The organism is Microbacterium sp. JB110, assembly GCF_003335195.1.
Taxonomy (GTDB): Bacteria; Actinomycetota; Actinomycetes; order Actinomycetales; family Microbacteriaceae; genus Microbacterium.
Genome location: NZ_QPGM01000012.1, coordinates 14,997 through 32,047 on the forward strand (window position 1 = coordinate 14,997; position 17,051 = coordinate 32,047).

The 17,051-nt window shown below is 66.7% G+C and carries 12 protein-coding genes and 2 tRNA genes; 10 read left to right on the forward strand and 4 right to left on the reverse strand.

What is annotated here, in order from left to right; translation table 11 throughout:
- The first annotated feature begins 213 nt into the window (after positions 1-213).
- The 7 genes from CIK77_RS17010 to CIK77_RS17040 all read left to right on the forward strand — a co-directional run bounded on the left by CIK77_RS17010 (position 214) and on the right by CIK77_RS17040 (position 11,238).
- Positions 214-624 (forward strand): hypothetical protein, encoded by a 411-nt coding sequence (locus CIK77_RS17010; RefSeq protein ID WP_140403533.1) that lies wholly within the window; start codon positions 214-216, stop codon positions 622-624.
- Between the two features lie 207 nt (positions 625-831).
- Entirely contained in the window at positions 832-2,307 is a 1,476-nt protein-coding gene (locus CIK77_RS17015) for an ATP-binding protein (protein WP_087055034.1), read from the forward strand.
- Positions 2,308-2,378: 71 nt separating this feature from the next.
- Entirely contained in the window at positions 2,379-2,837 is a 459-nt protein-coding gene (locus tag CIK77_RS17020) for a hypothetical protein (RefSeq protein ID WP_249268593.1), read from the forward strand.
- A gap of 56 nt (positions 2,838-2,893) precedes the next feature.
- Positions 2,894-4,591, forward strand: a complete 1,698-nt coding sequence (locus CIK77_RS17025; RefSeq protein WP_087055085.1) for a type IV secretory system conjugative DNA transfer family protein — start codon at positions 2,894-2,896, stop codon at positions 4,589-4,591.
- A 79-nt stretch (positions 4,592-4,670) separates the two neighbouring features.
- Positions 4,671-5,189, forward strand: coding sequence for a single-stranded DNA-binding protein (locus tag CIK77_RS17030; protein ID WP_087055032.1), 519 nt, complete (start codon positions 4,671-4,673; stop codon positions 5,187-5,189).
- Positions 5,190-5,578: 389 nt separating this feature from the next.
- Entirely contained in the window at positions 5,579-6,100 is a 522-nt protein-coding gene (locus tag CIK77_RS17810) for a hypothetical protein (protein ID WP_181861433.1), read from the forward strand.
- A 221-nt stretch (positions 6,101-6,321) separates the two neighbouring features.
- Complete coding sequence (locus CIK77_RS17040) at positions 6,322-11,238, forward strand: helicase-related protein (protein WP_181861434.1); 4,917 nt, start codon at positions 6,322-6,324, stop codon at positions 11,236-11,238.
- Between the two features lie 64 nt (positions 11,239-11,302).
- Here CIK77_RS17040 and CIK77_RS17045 read toward each other — a convergent pair whose 3' ends face one another.
- The gene (locus tag CIK77_RS17045; RefSeq protein ID WP_087133122.1) at positions 11,303-12,043 is read right to left on the reverse strand and encodes a hypothetical protein; all 741 of its coding nucleotides are present in this window, start codon (positions 12,041-12,043) and stop codon (positions 11,303-11,305) included.
- Positions 12,044-12,334: 291 nt separating this feature from the next.
- Between CIK77_RS17045 and CIK77_RS17050 the strand changes: the two genes are divergently transcribed.
- From CIK77_RS17050 to CIK77_RS17060, 3 genes are all read left to right on the forward strand, one after another.
- Complete coding sequence (locus CIK77_RS17050) at positions 12,335-12,922, forward strand: hypothetical protein (RefSeq protein ID WP_087055030.1); 588 nt, start codon at positions 12,335-12,337, stop codon at positions 12,920-12,922.
- Positions 12,923-13,438: 516 nt separating this feature from the next.
- On the forward strand, positions 13,439-13,843 hold the full coding sequence (locus CIK77_RS17055; RefSeq protein WP_170934133.1) for a recombinase family protein: 405 nt from the start codon (positions 13,439-13,441) through the stop codon (positions 13,841-13,843).
- 17 nt (positions 13,844-13,860) lie between these two features.
- Positions 13,861-15,573 (forward strand): recombinase family protein, encoded by a 1,713-nt coding sequence (locus CIK77_RS17060; RefSeq protein ID WP_249268598.1) that lies wholly within the window; start codon positions 13,861-13,863, stop codon positions 15,571-15,573.
- Here the strand turns inward: CIK77_RS17060 and CIK77_RS17065 are convergent.
- The 3 genes from CIK77_RS17065 to CIK77_RS17075 form a co-directional block, all read right to left on the reverse strand.
- Positions 15,530-15,606, reverse strand: a tRNA-Met gene (locus tag CIK77_RS17065). The genes CIK77_RS17060 and CIK77_RS17065 overlap by 44 nt on opposite strands.
- 24 nt (positions 15,607-15,630) lie before the next feature.
- A tRNA-Thr gene (locus CIK77_RS17070) sits at positions 15,631-15,702 on the reverse strand.
- Positions 15,703-15,771: 69 nt separating this feature from the next.
- Complete coding sequence (locus CIK77_RS17075) at positions 15,772-16,947, reverse strand: M23 family metallopeptidase (RefSeq protein WP_140403532.1); 1,176 nt, start codon at positions 16,945-16,947, stop codon at positions 15,772-15,774.
- Positions 16,948-17,051 lie beyond the last annotated feature (104 nt).

A 17,051-nucleotide genomic window follows, 5' to 3' on the forward strand; every position in this document is an offset into this window, starting at 1 on the left:
TCAGCCCCAGATCCGCTGGGACCGACGGTGCGTGTGGGACGCACATTCACGGATGGGCGGATGGGACGCTTGCTGGTCGCCTTTCGGCTCCCCGGCCCCTCGCACGCCGAGTGGCCTCTCTCATTGCTTCTGCACGCAATGCTCGGCTCTGGGACGGCGGGACGGGTGAACCATGCCCTTCGTAAAGGACGCGCCGCATCGTACGGTGCGAACGTGCAGCTCGCCGTGCTCGACCAGGACGCCGTACTGGTCGCAGAGGTGCAATGCGATCCGCGGCGAATGAGCGACGTCATGGAATCGCTGGAAGAGGCTCTCTTCCCGGACGAGATCGCCGAGTCCTGGGCGGAATTCGCCCAGGACTCGGCGATCTCCCGTCTTGAGATGCTCGCTCTCTCACCCGGCAGACTCGCGGACGCCATCGCAAGTTCCATAAGGTTCACCGGGACGACCGCCGGGCTCGAAGCAACACCCTCGCTCCTCGCGGGCCTCACGATCGATGAGATCAGAGGATTCGCCAGACAATACCTGACCCAGCGGCGGGTCCGCGTCGGCATTGAGGGAGGCATCCCAGAGGGTGCAGATGCTCAAGCCGTTGTGATGGAGAGTTTCTTCCGTGGCGCATGACGGCTGTCGCGGACGCGTGAACCTTGCCAGCCACATGTCTTAATTGGCGTATATACGCTACAGAGCTTGGCATGCGCGGCGATGAAGGACTCGAGCGTGTTCGGTCAGAACGGGCCGCCCTTCTCATCATTCGGGGCGAGGCGTGGTCAGGTGGTCTCTCTGGGGCACCTTCTGTGAGCACCTGTTGTTCTCACGGAAGGCTCCCGCATGCCACAGCCCCCCAAGCACGCTCTGCACACCTCGTCGCTGGTATCGCCGCCGCAGGAACCGTTCCGGTCCAGGAAGGCGCGGCGTAAGGCTGCCGAGCAGATCCGCGTTGAGGCGCAATCGGCCAGCCGTTCTGCTGCCCAGGTGAGAACAGCGGCCGAGCGTGCCGAGGCCCGTGCTACCCACTATCTCCCGCGTGCGGGAGAGTCGGGCCCCGCCGCGCTGCGATCATGGCGTAGGTTCCGGGTGCCAACGCATCAGGACACCTCCGCGGCGCTGGCGGGCGCGTACCCGTTCCTTGCCGAAGGGGGTTTGGGCAGTGAGGGCGTGTTCGTCGGGCAGGATCTGTATTCGTCGGCGTCGTTTGTGTTTGATCCGTGGACGCTGTACCAGCGAGGTCTGATCACGGCGCCGAACGCGGTGCTTGCGGGCATCGTGGGGTCGGGGAAGTCGGCACTGGCGAAGAGCCTGTATACGCGGTCGATCGCGTTCGGGCGTCGCGTGTACGTGGTTGCGGACCCCAAAGGGGAGCACACGGGTGTCGCGGAGGCCGTCGGCGGACGGGCGATCCGCCTGGGTCACGGGTTGCCGGCCCGGCTGAATCCGCTGGATGCCGGCTACCGTGCCGGCGGCCTCTCGGATGCGGAGTGGCACACCCAGGTGTCCTCCCGTCGCCGTGACCTGGTGGGCGCCCTGGCGGAGACCGTGCTGGATCGTCCGCTGACGCCGGTGGAGCACACCGCGATCGATATCGCCCTCCGCTCCGCGGTGGCATCGGCAGAGGTGCCGATCCTGCCGATGGTGGTGGAGCGGATGCTCACCCCCGACGACCAGGAAGACGACCGGCTCGAAGAAGACGGCCGGATGGTCGCGCACGCACTGCGCCGACTTGTGTACGGGGACCTACGTGGCATGTTCGATGCGCCCTCGACAGTGCAGTTCGACCCCACGTTGCCGATGATGTCGCTGGATCTGTCACGGGTGTCGGAGTCGAACACGCTGATGTCGGTACTGATGACGTGCTGCTCCGCATGGATGGAGTCCGCCCTGCAGGACCCAGACGGCGGTCAACGCTGGGTCGTGTACGACGAGGCGTGGCGGCTGATCGGGCACGCAGCGCTATTGCGGCGGATGGATGCACAGTGGCGGCTGGCGCGCCACTTCGGCATCGCGAACCTCCTCATCGTCCATAAGGTCACGGACCTTGAGACCGGTGGAGATCAGGGGTCGATGCTGCGTGCACTGGCGTCGAGCCTGCTGGCAAACTCTGAGACCCGCATCGTGTACCGGCAGGAATCCGATCAGGTCGAAGCTACCGGGAGGCTGCTCGGACTCACCGGGACGGAGCGTTCCCTGCTGCCGGGGATGGGCACCGGGCAGGGGCTGTGGAAGATCAAGGAGAGATCCTTCGTCGTGCAGCACCAGCTGCATCCGGGGGAACTGGAGATGTTCGATACTCGAGCTCGGATGGGCTGACTGCCATGCGTCGGAAGTCCGAAAACCCACGAAATTCTGCGGAAATCTCCGTCCCTGTCACTCTACCCCTGGTGGTCGCAACCGTCCAGGAAAGCGGGAAAACCCATGTCGCTGTCGACGGGATCATGCTCTTGGAAGGCCCGATAGAGCGGGACGCGCTGGGGCGGGTGCTGTCGGCGATCGCGGAGGACAAGCAGTCTCCGATCCGTGCCGAGGTGCACGAGGCCGGCGGGCGCGTGTTCGCGGACATCATCACCCCGCCCGCGCCGCGCTCCCGGTTCGCTCCCCCACCGAACCACCCGGCGCAGGCACCCGCACCTGCGCTGCCGGCGTTGGTGGAGTTCTACGGGCAGGGGTTCGTGCCGGGTGAGGATGTCGCGGTTGCGGTGATCGTGTCGCGCACGTCGGCGGCAGGAACAGGGTTTGCACGGGCGCTGATGGAACGCGGGCAACTTCGGGGGCCGGTGACGGATGTGCTGCTGTTTGGGGAGATCTCCGGCACGATCGTGCGGCAGGGGCCGGAGCGGTGAACCGGTCAGCGCCGCGTCCGGTGAACGATCATCTGCTGAACATCGGTATCGGGCTGATGGTCGCGGGGTTCGCGTTCGCGTTGATCCTCCGCGGCGCGGGCACCGCCGCCGCCTGGCTCTCCGGTCTTCCCCTCCCTACCGCGGGGATGGCAGCCGGGCTCGGGGTGTTCGCCGACCCCCTCAACCCCGGCAGACCCCTCGGTGTCGACGGGCTGCATCCGCTGCTGTACTGGCTGGTCGCTGCGGTGATGCTCACGGTGGTGATCGTGCCGGCCGTGTGGGGATGGGTCCGGTGGCGCGGCCGGGCAGAACAGGCCGACCCGCGCAGGCTGAAGGGCACGGCGACCGCGATGGAGATCGCACAGGCCGCGTCGGCGAAGACGCTCGTGAAGCGGGCCTCCACGTTCCGTCCGTCGCTGAAGGACGCGGCGGCGGCGGATGTCGGCTACCTCCTCGGGGTATCGCGGGGGCGGCAAGTGTGGGCGACGGTCGAGGATTCGATGCTCGTGATTGGGCCGCCGCGTTCGGGAAAGGGCATGCATCTGGTGATCAACGCGATCTTGGATGCACCCGGCGCGGTGATCACGACCAGTACCCGCCCGGACAATCTCACCGCCACCCTCACCGCCCGCGAGAAGAAGGGCCCGGTGGCAGTATTCGACCCGCAGCAGCTGGCGCCAGGCATCCCGTCTGGGCTGCGATGGTCGCCGGTGCGGGGTTGTCAGGACCCGTTGACGGCGATGATCCGCGCGACCGGGCTGGCGTCGGCGATCGGGTTCGGCGGCGTCGACAACGGCGGCTTCTGGGAGGGGAAGGCGCGCATGGCGATCCAGGCGCTGCTGCACGCCGCAGCGCTGGATGGACGGGACGCCCGCACCGTGTCGACGTGGGCGCAGTCGCCGACCACGGCAGGTGATGCGGTGCGGATCTTGCAGGCACACCCGCGGGCGGCGGACGGGTGGGCGGAGTCGCTGGAGTCGATGATCCAGTCCGACCCCCGCACCCGCGACTCGATCTGGCAGGGTGTGTCCCTCGCGTTCGGGGCTCTCGCTGACCCGCGCGTTCTCGACACGGTCACCCCGGGCGAGGACGAACAGTTCGACCCGGAGAAGTTCCTGCAGGCCAAGGGCACCCTGTACCTGCTGGCGACCGGCGCCGGGGCGGGCGCGTCGGCGGCGCTGGTGGCGGCATTCATCGAAGATCTCGTGGAGACCGCCCGCCGGATCGCGGCCCGCTCCCCCGGCGCCCGGTTGGACCCGCCGATGCTGATGGCGCTCGATGAGATCGGGAACCTCTCCCCCCTCCCGTCTCTCCCCACGCTGATGGCGGAGGGAGGCGGGACGGGGATCACGACAATGCCGGTGCTGCAGTCCCTCGCGCAGGCGCGGGAAAAATGGTCGGAGAATGCGGCGAACGCGATCTGGGATGCGTCGATCGTGAAGATCGTGCTCGGCGGGGCATCGAACAGCCGCGACCTGCACGACCTGTCACAGCTGGTCGGGGAACGAGACGAGGAGACCGACTCGGTGACCCAGGACGCCTACGGCGGGCACTCCTCGCAACGCTCGATCCGGCGGGTGCCGATCCTGCCCCCGGACGTGCTGCGCACGATGCCGTTCGGCACCGGGGTCATTCTGCTGCGTGCGGCCCGCCCGATCATCACCGACCTGCGCCCCTGGACCAAACGGGCCGACGCCGACGCCCTCAAAAAGGCCCGCGGCATGCTGGAGTCACGGCTGCAACAAGGACAATGACGGCACCCCGGGGTGGGGGACGGCGGGCACCTGAAGATAACGGCGCGACACGGCGCCCGCATCTGTGAGGAGTTTCCCCATGTCTGATCTTCATGTCCAGCAGTCCCTGTCCGGGTTCATCGCCTCGGACCCGCGGCTGACGTACACGCGCTCCGGCGATGCCCGCTTCTACGCGAAGATCGGGCAGGAGCATTACCGGCGCGAGACCGACGGGTCGTTCACGAAGCTGGAGACCACGTTCCACGACCTGGTGCAGTACCGGAAAGCCGCCGAGGAGGCGGCGGCTCGGTTCCAGAAGGGCGACTGGTTCCTCGCCGAGGGGTACGTCAAGACCTACACCTCCGCTCAGGGCACTGAGCAGGACGAGTTCGTGGCGAAGAAGCTCGGCCACGACACCGCCCGCACCGACTACGAGGTGACGCGGAAGGAGCGGGAGCCGTCGAACGCGGACAAGGCGACGACGATCGCCACTCAGCTACAGGCCGCGCAGGAGGCGACCGACCGTGTCGCAGGCACCACCGACCCCGCTCCCGCGCAGCCCCGTGCAACCGTCACCGGCGCTGCCCCCGTCCCGCAGTCCGAGACGGTCAGCCTCTGAGCTGTCGGCCCCCTGTGACCGCTGGTGGCGGCCTGTCGCTCCCCCGCCCCGTGCCGGGCCGCCACCAGCCTCCTCGTCCCCACTCGCATGGAGGTGAAAGCGTGCGCTCTTCGCTCTTCCGCCCGTCAACGGGCGAAGCTTCGGTGGCGCTGTCAGAGAGGCAGCGTAGTCTGGTGTCGTCCAGCCCGCTCCCTCACGGGGGCAGCTGCTGATGGCGCGACGCAAGCGTCTCGATCCTGCCCAGTACGGGCAGGTCGAACTCGATCTTTGGGGACTGGACGACACCGCTGCACAGGAACACGTCACTGTCGGCGTCAACGCCCCCCAGGCGACCGCCCCCGCGGATACCGCGGGGGCGGGGTCGCCGCAGATCGAGGAAGGAGCAGACGATGACGCACTACCAGACACTCGCCCGGCAACACTGGACCCGATACGCCCCCGCCCGGGTCGCAGCGCTCCCGAACCCAGACGAGTTCTTCCAGACCCTGGGCCAGGAAGTCCACCACCAGGTGACCGCCCTGACAGTCCAGCTGGCGGGACCAGACGTGCCGGAGGAGAGCTACCTGGAGAAGGTCGGCCGGCTGAGCGCGGCACGCCTGCAGGCGGAGGAGTTGGTGCTGACGGAGCTGGTGTGGATCACCAGCCCGGAGACGACACCCGTCGAGGATCGGGAGGCGTGGGAGGCGGACCGGACCTCGGACTCTTGGCTGGCCTCGTGGGCGGAGAGGATCCAGGACTCCCGGGAGGATCAGACCCCCGCAACAGAGGAACTGACCGAGCTCGCCGCCCAGTGGATGCTCCCGGCGGTCTTTCTGGAGGCCCTGCTGGAAGCGGAGTTCCCGGCCCAGTACCTGACCGAGCAGTCGGAGCTTCTGGCTCGGGCGGCGGATCGCCGCTACCTGAACCGGTAGCTCCCGACCCGCCCACCCCGTCGCTTCTGGATGCGGCCGGTGGGCGGGCGTTCCGTCCGGTCTCGCAGGAGGATCTCGCCCCATCGGGGGCGAAGGGCCGCTTCGACGCGAACCTCGACGCGATCACGGTCGCACGCCGCCTCACCGCCGAGAACCGGACCGCGACGGATGATGAGCGGCGGCGGCTTGCGCGCTGGTCGAGCTGGGGAGCGATCGCCCAGGTGTTCGACGAGACCAGCACCGACTGGACGCGCGAACGCAGTCTCCTCCGCGAGGTGTTGGACGAGGCGGAGTGGCGTGCAGCGGAGCGCACCACCATCAACGCCCACTACACCGACCCCGCCTATGCGACCCAGATCTGGGCGGCGCTGAGCCGGCTCGGATTCACCACCGGTGACGTCCTCGAACCTGGCTCCGGCGCGGGCACCTTCATCGGACTCGCCCCCGACAGCGCACGGATGGTCGGGGTAGAGCTCGACCCGCTCACCGCAGCGATCTCCCGCGGCCTCTACCCGCACGCATCGATCCGCACGGAGTCGTTCGCAGACACCCGCATCCCCGAGGGGTTCTTCGACGCGACGGTCGGGAACGTGCCATTCGCAGACGTGACCCTGCATGACCCGGCGCATAACCCATCCGGGCATTCGATGCACAACCACTTCATCGTCAAAGCCCTCCACCTCACCCGTCCCGGCGGAGTGGTTGCGGTCCTCACCTCGCACTGGACGATGGACGCGCAAAACCCTGCCGCGAGGCGGGAGATGAACGAGCTCGCCGACCTCCTCGGAGCCGTCCGGCTCCCCTCCGGGGCGCACCGGCGCGCGGCAGGCACCGAAGCACTCACCGACTTGCTGCTCTTCCGCCGCCGCAACCCCGGCACCGAACCGGCCAGCGACATCTGGGAGATGGTCACCCCCGTCACGATCGATGGGGAGCGGGTGAAGGTCAACACCTACTTCGCCGACTACCGGCCCGACCATGTCCTCGGCGACCTCCACGTCGGACAAGGCATGTACGGCAACCAGACCCTCCGCGTCACCGCCGACCTCACCACCGTGTCGCAGCGCCTCAATGCGGCCCTCACCGACATCACCGCGTCCGCCGCCGAGCGCCGCCTGGTGTTCACCGAGCGCACCGCGGCGCAGGAGCAGGCCCGCGCTGCCCGCAAGCCTGCGGACCCGGGCCTGTTCGACGGGTCCATCCTCGCCAACACGGACGGTCAGTTCCGGGTCGTCGCCAGCGGCGAGCTCATCCCGCTACAAGTGCCGAAGTCCGCCACGACTGAGCTGCGGGCGCTGCTCACATTGCGGGACGGAGCGATCGGGCTCCTCGAGCAGGAGGCCGCCACGAAGGAGGATACGACCGTGATCGATACGGCCCGGGCGCGGCTACGCGGCCAGTACGAGCAGTACGTGACCCGCTACGGGCCGCTCAACCGGTACACGCTGCGTCGCACCGGACGCACCGACCCCGGCACCGGGGAAGACACCTACGCCCGCACCACCCCCACACCGCTGCGGATCCTGCGCGGTGACCCGTTCGGGCCGCTCGTCGTCGCCCTAGAAGTGTTCGACGAGCAGGAGCAGACCGCGACCGGTGCCGGGATCCTCTCGCACCGGGTCGTCGCCCCCACCCCACCGGTGCGCGGGGTGGAGTCCCCCACGGATGCGATCTCCGTGAGCCTGGACCGCACCGGCGGCATCGAGCTACCCCTGATCGCCGAACTTCTCGGCACCGATGACACCGACGCCCGCGCGGCTCTTGCGGGGCATGTCTTCGAAGACCCCACCACCGGGGACCTCATCCACGCCCCCGAATACCTCTCCGGGAACGTCAGAGTCAAGCTCGACGCCGCCGAAACCGCCGCCAAGGAACGGCCCGAGCTGGCCGTGAATGTCACCGCGTTGAAGGAGGTGATGCCTGAGCCCCTCGGTGCGGACGACATCGCCGCCCGGCTGGGGGCGGTGTGGATCAGCGCCGACGTGCATCAGCAGTTCCTCCGCGAGATCCTCAAAGCGGCCGATGTGCGGGTGGAGAATCCGCTGCCCGGCATGTGGGAGGTCCGCGGGGGCCGTCAAGGGGTGCTCGCCACCAGCGAATGGGGTACCGAGCGCCGGCCGGCACCGGACCTTGCGCAGTCGGTGATGGAGCAGAAACGCATCCAGGTGTACGACGAGCACCGCGACCCGGACGGCACCACGATCCGCATCTTCAACCCCGTCGAAACCACCGCCGCGCAGGAGAAGGCCGACCAGTTGCAGGAGCGGTTCTCTGAGTGGGTGTGGGAGGAGCCCGAACGTGCCCGGGTCCTCACCGACGAGTACAACCGCCGCTTCAACAGCATCGTCCTGCGCGACTACACCACCGCCGGCGAATACCTCACCTTCCCCGGCATGGCGAAAAGCTTCACCCCGCGCCCGCACCAGCGGGCGGCGGTCGGACGAATGATCGCCGAGCCCGCCACCGGCCTGTTCCACGAGGTCGGTGCGGGCAAGACCGCGGAAATGGTCGCCGGGGTCATGGAGATGCGCCGCATGGGGCTCATTCAGAAGCCGATGGTCGTGGTCCCCAACCACATGCTCGAACAGTTCTCGAGGGAGTGGTTGCAGATCTACCCGCGTGCCCGTGTGCTCGCCGCCTCCAGTGGGGATCTCACCGCGGACCGCAGGCGCCTGTTCGTCGCGAGGGCTGCGGCAAGCGACTGGGACGGGATCATCCTCACCCAGGGGGCGTTCGCCCGCATCCGCGTCGACCCGGAGACCGAACATCGGTACATCGAACGGCAGGTCGTCGAGCTCAAAGCCGCCTACGAGGCCGCGAAGGGTGAAGACCGGATGAGTGTGAAGCGCATCCAGAAACGGCTCCTGCAGGCCGAGAACAAGCTCAAGGGACTCGTGGACAAGGCACGGGATCCGGGAATCACGTTCGAGGCGACCGGTGTGGACTACGTCGTCGTCGACGAGATGCACATGTACAAGAACCTCGCCACCGAATCCAACATCCGCGACGCCTCCATCGACGGCTCCGAACGTGCCAGCGACCTGCACCTGAAACTCGAATCCCTCCGCCACCGGGGACATGACCGGGTCGTCACCGGCGCCACCGCGACTCCCATCGCGAACTCCGTGACCGAGGCGTACGTCATGCAACGCTACCTGCGCCCCGACCTCCTCGAAGAAGCCGGCCTCGGGCACTTCGACGCGTGGGCGGCAACGTTCGGGGAGACCGTCACCGAGATGGAGATGTCCCCCACCGGCAGCTCCTTCCGCCTCAAGACACGCTTCGCGAGATTCCAGAACGTCCCCGAGATGCTGCGGCTGTGGTCCGTGTTCGCCGACGTGAAGACCGCCGAAGACCTGAAGCTTCCCGTGCCGGAGATCGCCGAACGCGGAGATGGGAAGCGGGCCGCGGACACGGTTGTGATCGAACCCACCCGGGAGCTGCAGGCGTACATCGATGACATCGCAACCCGTGCCGAACGCGTCCAGAGCAAAGCCGTCCGCCCGGACGAGGACAACATGCTGAAGATCTCCGCCGACGGCCGCAAAGCAGCCCTCGACGTCCGCCTCGTCCTCCCCGCCACCCCATCTGGCCCCTCCAAGGTGGATGTCGCCGCCGACATGATCCACCGCGTCTGGAACCAGCACGCCGACCGCTCGTTCACCGACCCGACGACCGATGAGCCGTCCCCGGTGCGCGGCGGGCTGCAGCTGGTGTTCTGCGACCTCGGCACCCCGAACAAGGACCGCTGGAACGTATACGACGAACTCCGCGCCCAGCTCCAGCAGCGCGGGATGCCCGACGGTGCGGTCCGGTTCATGCACGAAGCGAAGACCGACACCGACAAAGCACGACTGTTCGCCGCCGCCCGCACCGGCCACATCGCCGTCCTCGTCGGGTCGACCGAGAAGATGGGCGTCGGCACGAACGTCCAAGCCAGGGCGGTCGCCCTGCACCACCTCGACTGCCCGTGGCGGCCCAGCGACATCGCCCAACGCGAAGGACGCGTGATCCGACAAGGCAACCAGAACGACGAAGTGGTCATCACCCGTATCGTCACCGAAGGGTCGTTCGACTCGTACATGTGGCAGGGCATCGAACGAAAAGCGCGGTTCATCGGGCAGATCATGCGCGGCAGCCTCGACGTCCGCGAAATCGAAGAGATCGACTCCGCAGCCCTCTCCGCCGCCGAAGCCAAAGCGATCGCCTCCGGCAACCCGCTCATGCTGGAGAAATCCATCGCGCAGAACGACTACACGAAACTGCAACGCCTCGAACGCGCCCACTCCCGCAACCAGTCCATGCTGCACCACACCAAGTCCCGCGCCGCAGAGATCATCGACCACGCCCAGCGCGACATCGCAGCGCTCACCGCAGCACTCCCCCGGATCCGCGACACCAGCGGCGACCGCTTCCAGATCACCATCTCGGGCCACCACTACGACTCCCGCGTGGACGCCGCCGAAGCCGTCGCCTACTGGGCGCGCGATCAGAACATCCAATACCTCTCCGACTACGCCGAACGCGACCTTGGACGACTCGGCTCCGTCTCAGGGCTCCAGATCCACGCCCGCGCGTCCGCGAGCTTCGGGACCGTGCAGGTGCACTTCTCCCTCGAGAACCTCCCCCGCACCAGCTTCGGGCTCCCCCGCGACCAGATCCTCTCCCCCACCGTCGGCCTGATACAACGCCTCGAGAACCGCGCCTCCCAACTCCCCACCATCATCGAAACACTCACCAACGAAATCCGCCAAGAGCAGGAAACTCTCGACGAAGCCGAACAGCGCATCGGCGTCCCCTTCAAGCACGCGGAAGCACTCCGCGCCGCGCACGCGCGGCTGGATGAGATCGACGCCAAGCTCGCTGAACTGAGCGAACCAGCACCAGGCGCAACCATGCCAGGTGGCAGCGCCCCAGACCCAGCCGTCATACATGCCCCGGCAGGCCGCGCCGACGCGTCGACTCCGAGCGTGCGTGCACCGTTCGACAAGCAGGACGTGCGCGATTATCGGCCGTCGCTGGGGTCGCGCGCCGACCCCGCCCCACATCCAGCTCCCGATCCACAGGTCTCGGTGACGGCTCTCCTCCGGGACATGGTCCACTCCGCGGACACATCCAGGGATGGGCCGTTCTTGTAGCGGAACGGGACGACCGGGTTCCGGCGAAGTGTCTTCGCTGTCGGTGCGCGCGGGGGCGTCCGGCCTATCCTGCGTCGGTAGATGGTTCCCCGGCGATGTAGTCGCTCTTGAGAGCCTCGAGCATCTGCTCGCCCTCCGCCGGATCCAGTTCTCCTGCGCTGACACGGTGGATGATCTCCCGCGACGCCTGATAGGCATCGAGGGTTGCGAACCCGTGGATCACGGTCCCGGCCGGGATCGACACGCACCCGTAGCCCGGCGTCGGCGGCGGATAGTTATCCGGCAACGGCTCGATATCGTCCGGCAGGGGAACCACCGGCGGCAACACCGGAAGGCTCAGAGCGGCTGACAATACGGCGTCGGCTTCGGCGCGGCTCAGCAGTCCGCGGTTCGCGGCGTCGGTGATCGCCGGTACGAGTGAGGTGGTGTCGTCCATGGCGGAAAGCAGTTCCAGCATCTTCTCCCTCGTGCCGCCGACCTCGTACCCGTTCTCCAGGCGCCCCAAAATGTGCCCGATGCCACCTCCCGGCTCCGCGGTCGGCAGACGCCCCACGCTCTCCATCACCCACGAGTCGTACTGGGCCGGCGTGATCCGCCCGGTCTGCACTTCGATCAGGCGCTGTACCATTTCCCTATCCGGGAACGGCCCACCCAGGTAGCCCATCGTGAGGCTCTGGACGATCACGTGTCGCATGTCGGCAGTCAACGGGTCAAGCAGATCAGCCAGGTACGCGTCGGCATACTCGGCGATCGTCCTCGGCAATCCAGGAGGCCATGTCGATTTGTCCGGCGGCGGTTCGATCATCCCCGACCCCCATCGTTCTGCGGCGTTCAGGTCGACGACACGGAAGTCGAAGTCGACGCTCCCTGTTCGCGTTTTCCGCGATCCGAATCGGTCACCGGCCTCACCTCCTCGCCCGCCATCACGCGGCTTGCTGACCCCTCTACTTTACCGAGCACCTCCGACCTTCGCCCCAGGCCGATGCCCTCAGTGGCTATCCCAGGGGCGAGGACTCCCCCGATCGGTGGGGCACTGTGGGGTGGGAATGAGAGGGCACCTCTGCATGTAGCGACAGTAATCGGAGGAGGCGGCAGCATGGACGACGAAGGCTTCGACCCGGACGACATTCCCGAGCTCGACCAGCCTGAACCTGAGCCCTCCGGCCCTCGCAGTGCCCCGACCGAGGGGCCCTCGTTCACTGCCCCGGCGCCTCCTCCGGCGCCGATCAACTGGAACCTGCTGTCCGCACGGGAAGCCGAGCACGAGTGGTTGCAGCTCAACGGCTGGGTGAACTGGCTCCGCGCGACCTACGGCCTGCCCGCGGCGATCATCCCGCCCATGTGGCACCGGCACTGGGAACTCATCTGGGAACTCTCCGCCCTGCACACCCACTGGCTCACCTGCTACCACCCCACTCGAGATGGTTCCGCACCGCTCCTGTGGCACGCGGACTTCGCCGCCGCCTGCAACCGGCTCCGCAACTGGGTCACCATCAACGGCACGAAACTCCAATACGACAGGCCAACTCGGCAGACGGTCTGGCCCGGTGAAGACGCACGAGAGGAAGACGACCAGGAGACACGCATCGACGATCGCGATGCCGACTTCGTCGAGTTCGCCGTCGCCGATGTCCGCGCTCGGGAAGCCAAGGAAGCCGCACGAGAAGCTCGCGGTAGCGGGTAGATCGCTCGCAAACACTATGCGCTCTCACCAGCGCTGCGAGCCTGGACCCTATCCATAGCACTGTCCACGGGCCGCATCAGCGTGCGCCTACTCGCCCCACAGAACCCAACCCGACACACGACCGACGCGAGCGTAGCCCAGGAGATGATCATGCCCCGCCAACACCGTCCGACCGAGCAATCCTGGCGCGTCCGTACGGATCCACACGATGAACCGGACCTCGACAAACTCTCGCAGGCGCTAATCCGTCTCGCTGGACAACGTGCCGACCGTGCTCGCCAGGATCACGCTCACAGCTCACCATCCACAACACCTCTCTCCCCCGACTTCCGGCGAGAGGCGGAGGAAGACGGATATAATTAAATGGCCGCACCTCTGGCGACGCCGGGTGCGGAGCGTGACCTTGACCGGCTTGACCGGTCCCACTGGCCTCGTGGAAAGGGGCCAGGCCTTCGGGTTGTCTTCACACTCTCCGCATATCGGTGCGGTCATCCTCACCGAAGAGAGAAGACAACCATGAGCGACAACTCTGCTCCTGAGTCCGCCATCGGATACATACGGACCGCTCGGCGCGACGCCTGCGACCACTTCGAGGTCATGCACAAGGCCATCGAGAAGTACGCCTCACGCACCGGCTACCGTCTTGAGGCTTCGTTCCATGACGATGGCGTATCTGGGATGACGACTGCTGACAGGCCAGGCATGGATGCCCTCCTGCAGCACGTGCTCCTCCACGATGTCCGCATCTGCATCGTCAACGACGTGGGACGCATCGCTCGTTCTTGGCCAGCGTTCTTCACCATCATCGAAGAACTGCACCGTTGCGGCGTCGACGAGGTGCATCTCGCCGTGGAAATCGATGCAGGTGAGACGCCGAAGATCCTGAATCTGGCTGAATTTGCACGGACAGCAGACCGATGAAGACCCGGGCGATCTTGATGCCAGAACCTCCGTCGGGGGCCGATGCACGGGCGATCACCTACTTGCGCGTGTCCACGCGGGAGCAAGCGGAGAAGGGAGGTACAGATGAGGGGTTCTCCATCCCCGCACAGCGTGAAGCCAACCACCGGAAGGCGGAGTCGCTGGGCGCCCGGATCGTCAAAGAGTTCGTGGACGCGGGCGAGTCCGCCCGCAAGGCAGACCGTCCCGCGCTGCAGGAGATGATCGACTACGTCAAGACCCACCGGATCTCGTACTGCATCGTTCACAAGGTCGACAGGCTCGCACGCAACCGCACCGACGACGTCACCATCCATCTCGCGCTGCGTGAGGCCGGCGTGATGCTCGTCTCCGCGACGGAGAACATCGACGAGACGCCGTCTGGCATGCTGCTGCACGGCATCATGTCCTCCATCGCCGAGTTCTACAGCCGCAACCTCGCCACCGAAGTCACCAAGGGTCTCGTGCAGAAGGCCTCTACGGGAGGCACTCCCACCAAAGCTCCGATCGGCTACCTGAACGTCCGCAAGCGCGACGAGGTCGGTCGCGAGCTCCGCACCATCGAAATCGACCCCGACCGCACCCCGCTGGTCACGTGGGCGTTCCGCGCATACGCGACCGGAGACTGGAGCATCACCCGCCTGCGCGACGAGCTTCGCGCGCGTGGCCTCGTCAGTCTTCCCACACCGAAGCGCCCATCAAAGCCGCTCGGAAGCGGCTCGCTGCACCGCATGCTCAGCAACCCGTACTACAAGGGCGATGTCGTCTATCGCGGTGTCACCTACAACGGCGCGCACGAGCCGATCATCCCACCCGAGGTCTGGTACCAAGTCCAGACAGTGATGCGCGCTCATTCCTCCGCTGCCGAATGCACCCAACGCCACGACCACTACCTCAAAGGCAGCATCTACTGCGGACAGTGCGGCTCCCGCCTGATCGTCCAGCACGCGCGGAGCAAGACAGGGACGATCTATCCGTACTTCATCTGCGCAGGCCGCAACTCACGCCGCACTCCATGCACCCGTCGCGCCGTGCCCATCGAGTTGGTGGAGAAGCTCATCACCAACCACTACAAGACGATCCAGGCCACACCAACAATGAAGCGCACGCTTCGGGCCCGGATCGATGACGACTTCGACAAGCAGCATGCCGCCTCCACACAGGAACTCGCCGAGCTCACACGAACCCGTGACCGTCTCACCCGCGAGCAAGACAAGCTGCTCGAACTGCACTTCGCCGACGCCATCGACATGAACCAGTTCATCCGCCAGCAGGACCGCATCCGCGATGAACTCGAAGTGGTTCGCCAGCTGATCACGGAACGGCACTCCGAGTACCAAGACACCAAGGAATATCTCGCGGACACCGTCGACTTTCTCGAGAACTGCCATGCCCTATACAGCCTCAGCGACGACGTCGGCAAACGCCTGTGCAATCAGGCACTGTTCCGCAAGATCTACATAGACAACGACGACGAAATCCGTAGCGACCTCGCCCGTCCTTTCGAGACGCTCGTCGACGTGGCAAAGGGGATCGAACCCAGCCGCCCCACCCCGACACCGGAGCGACTGCAGAGCCCATCCAACCCCTGGCAGCACCCAACCAAGACCAAGGAGGACCCGAGTTCCATCCTTGATCGTAAGGTCGTGGGTTTCAGCCTTATCAATTTGGTAGCGGAAGCGGGACTCGAACCCGCGACCTCACGATTATGAGTCGTGCGCTCTCACCAACTGAGCTACTCCGCCGCGTTGCACCTGCAGGATGCTGCGAGCCCCGAGTCAGGATTGAACTGACGACCCCTTCCTTACCATGGAAGTGCTCTACCACTGAGCTATCGGGGCGTGTTTCGCCTCTCGGCGCAACCAGAAAAGTTTATCACCCGGCCGGATGATCCCGCTAATCGAGCCGGACTATTGCGTGTCGCTCTCGGAGTCTTCGCTCGCGAAGTCGAGGTCGTCGTCCTCCGTGTCCGATTCACTGTCCGTGAAGTGCGTCCCTGCGTGCTCCTGAAGCCACGGCATCGGGTCGAACGTCGCCTCACCGCGCAGCAGCTCGAAGTGCAGGTGCGCCCCGAAGGAGTGACCGGTGTCTCCCGTCAGGCCCACGACGTCGCCGACTTCGATCTTCTGGCCTGCGGTGACACGCAGCGAGCCGTACTGCATGTGCGCGTAGTGGCTCGTGATCACCTCGCCGTCGATGACGTGGTCGATGGACACGGTGACACCGTAACCGCCGCCCGATTCCGTCGCGACGCGCACGGTGCCGTCCGCGATCGCTTGGATCGGGGCGCCGCTGCCTGGAGTGAAGTCGATGCCGGCGTGCAGGCGACCGGAGCGCATGCCGTAGCCGTAGCTCATGCTCGTTCCCGCAGCGAAAGGCCACTGGATGTCGGCCGTCGGGTCGTTCGTGAAGAACGCGCCGGCCGTGTCGATGCCTGCTGTCTCCGCCATGTCGACGAAGCTGGCGGCCTCGTAGTCGTCGATGCGGTCGAGCTGCGGAGCCTCTGCGCCCTCTGCCGCAACGAAAGCCTGGATCTCCTCGTCCTCTTCCGACTCCGCGTCGGGCGTCGACAGTGCGGCGGCCGTCGGCTCGCTCTCTTCGCCGCCCATCAGCGCACCGAGCGGAGTCGTCAGACCGACAGCGAGCAGTCCGACGACCGCCATGGCGCTGAGGGACGCTGTCGCGGTGGTCATGATGCGGCGCGAACGCGTGCCCGGTCGAACGGCGTCCGCGGACACGCTCCGCTGGCCGTTGGCCGCTCGCATCTGCGCACGATCGGCGATGACTGACGTCTCGCCCGTGAAGTTCAGTGCCTTCGCCGCAGCCGCGAACGCGTCGGCGTCCTGCTGCACCGTGGCCTCATCGCTCTCGGCGACCGGCTCCGCAACGATGGGGTCGCGCTCCGAGTCGAGTTCCACCTCGGTCGCTTCTGCGTCCGCCGCCACTGCATCTTTCGCAGCGGTTCGCGCCGCTTCGCGCAGCTGGCGCCTGGTCAGCGGTGTGTTCGCCGCCGTCGAGACCTCACCATCGGGGTCGACGATCGAGCGCCTGGTGGGCTGCTCGGGCGTCATGGCTTCTGAAGGCACAGGGGTACTCAGTGTCTTTCGGTCAGGCGCGACGGAGTACCGCGCTCAGAAGGGGGAGGTGCGACCTCGTCCTCGGGTTGCGATGATCACGTGCGATCCATCAC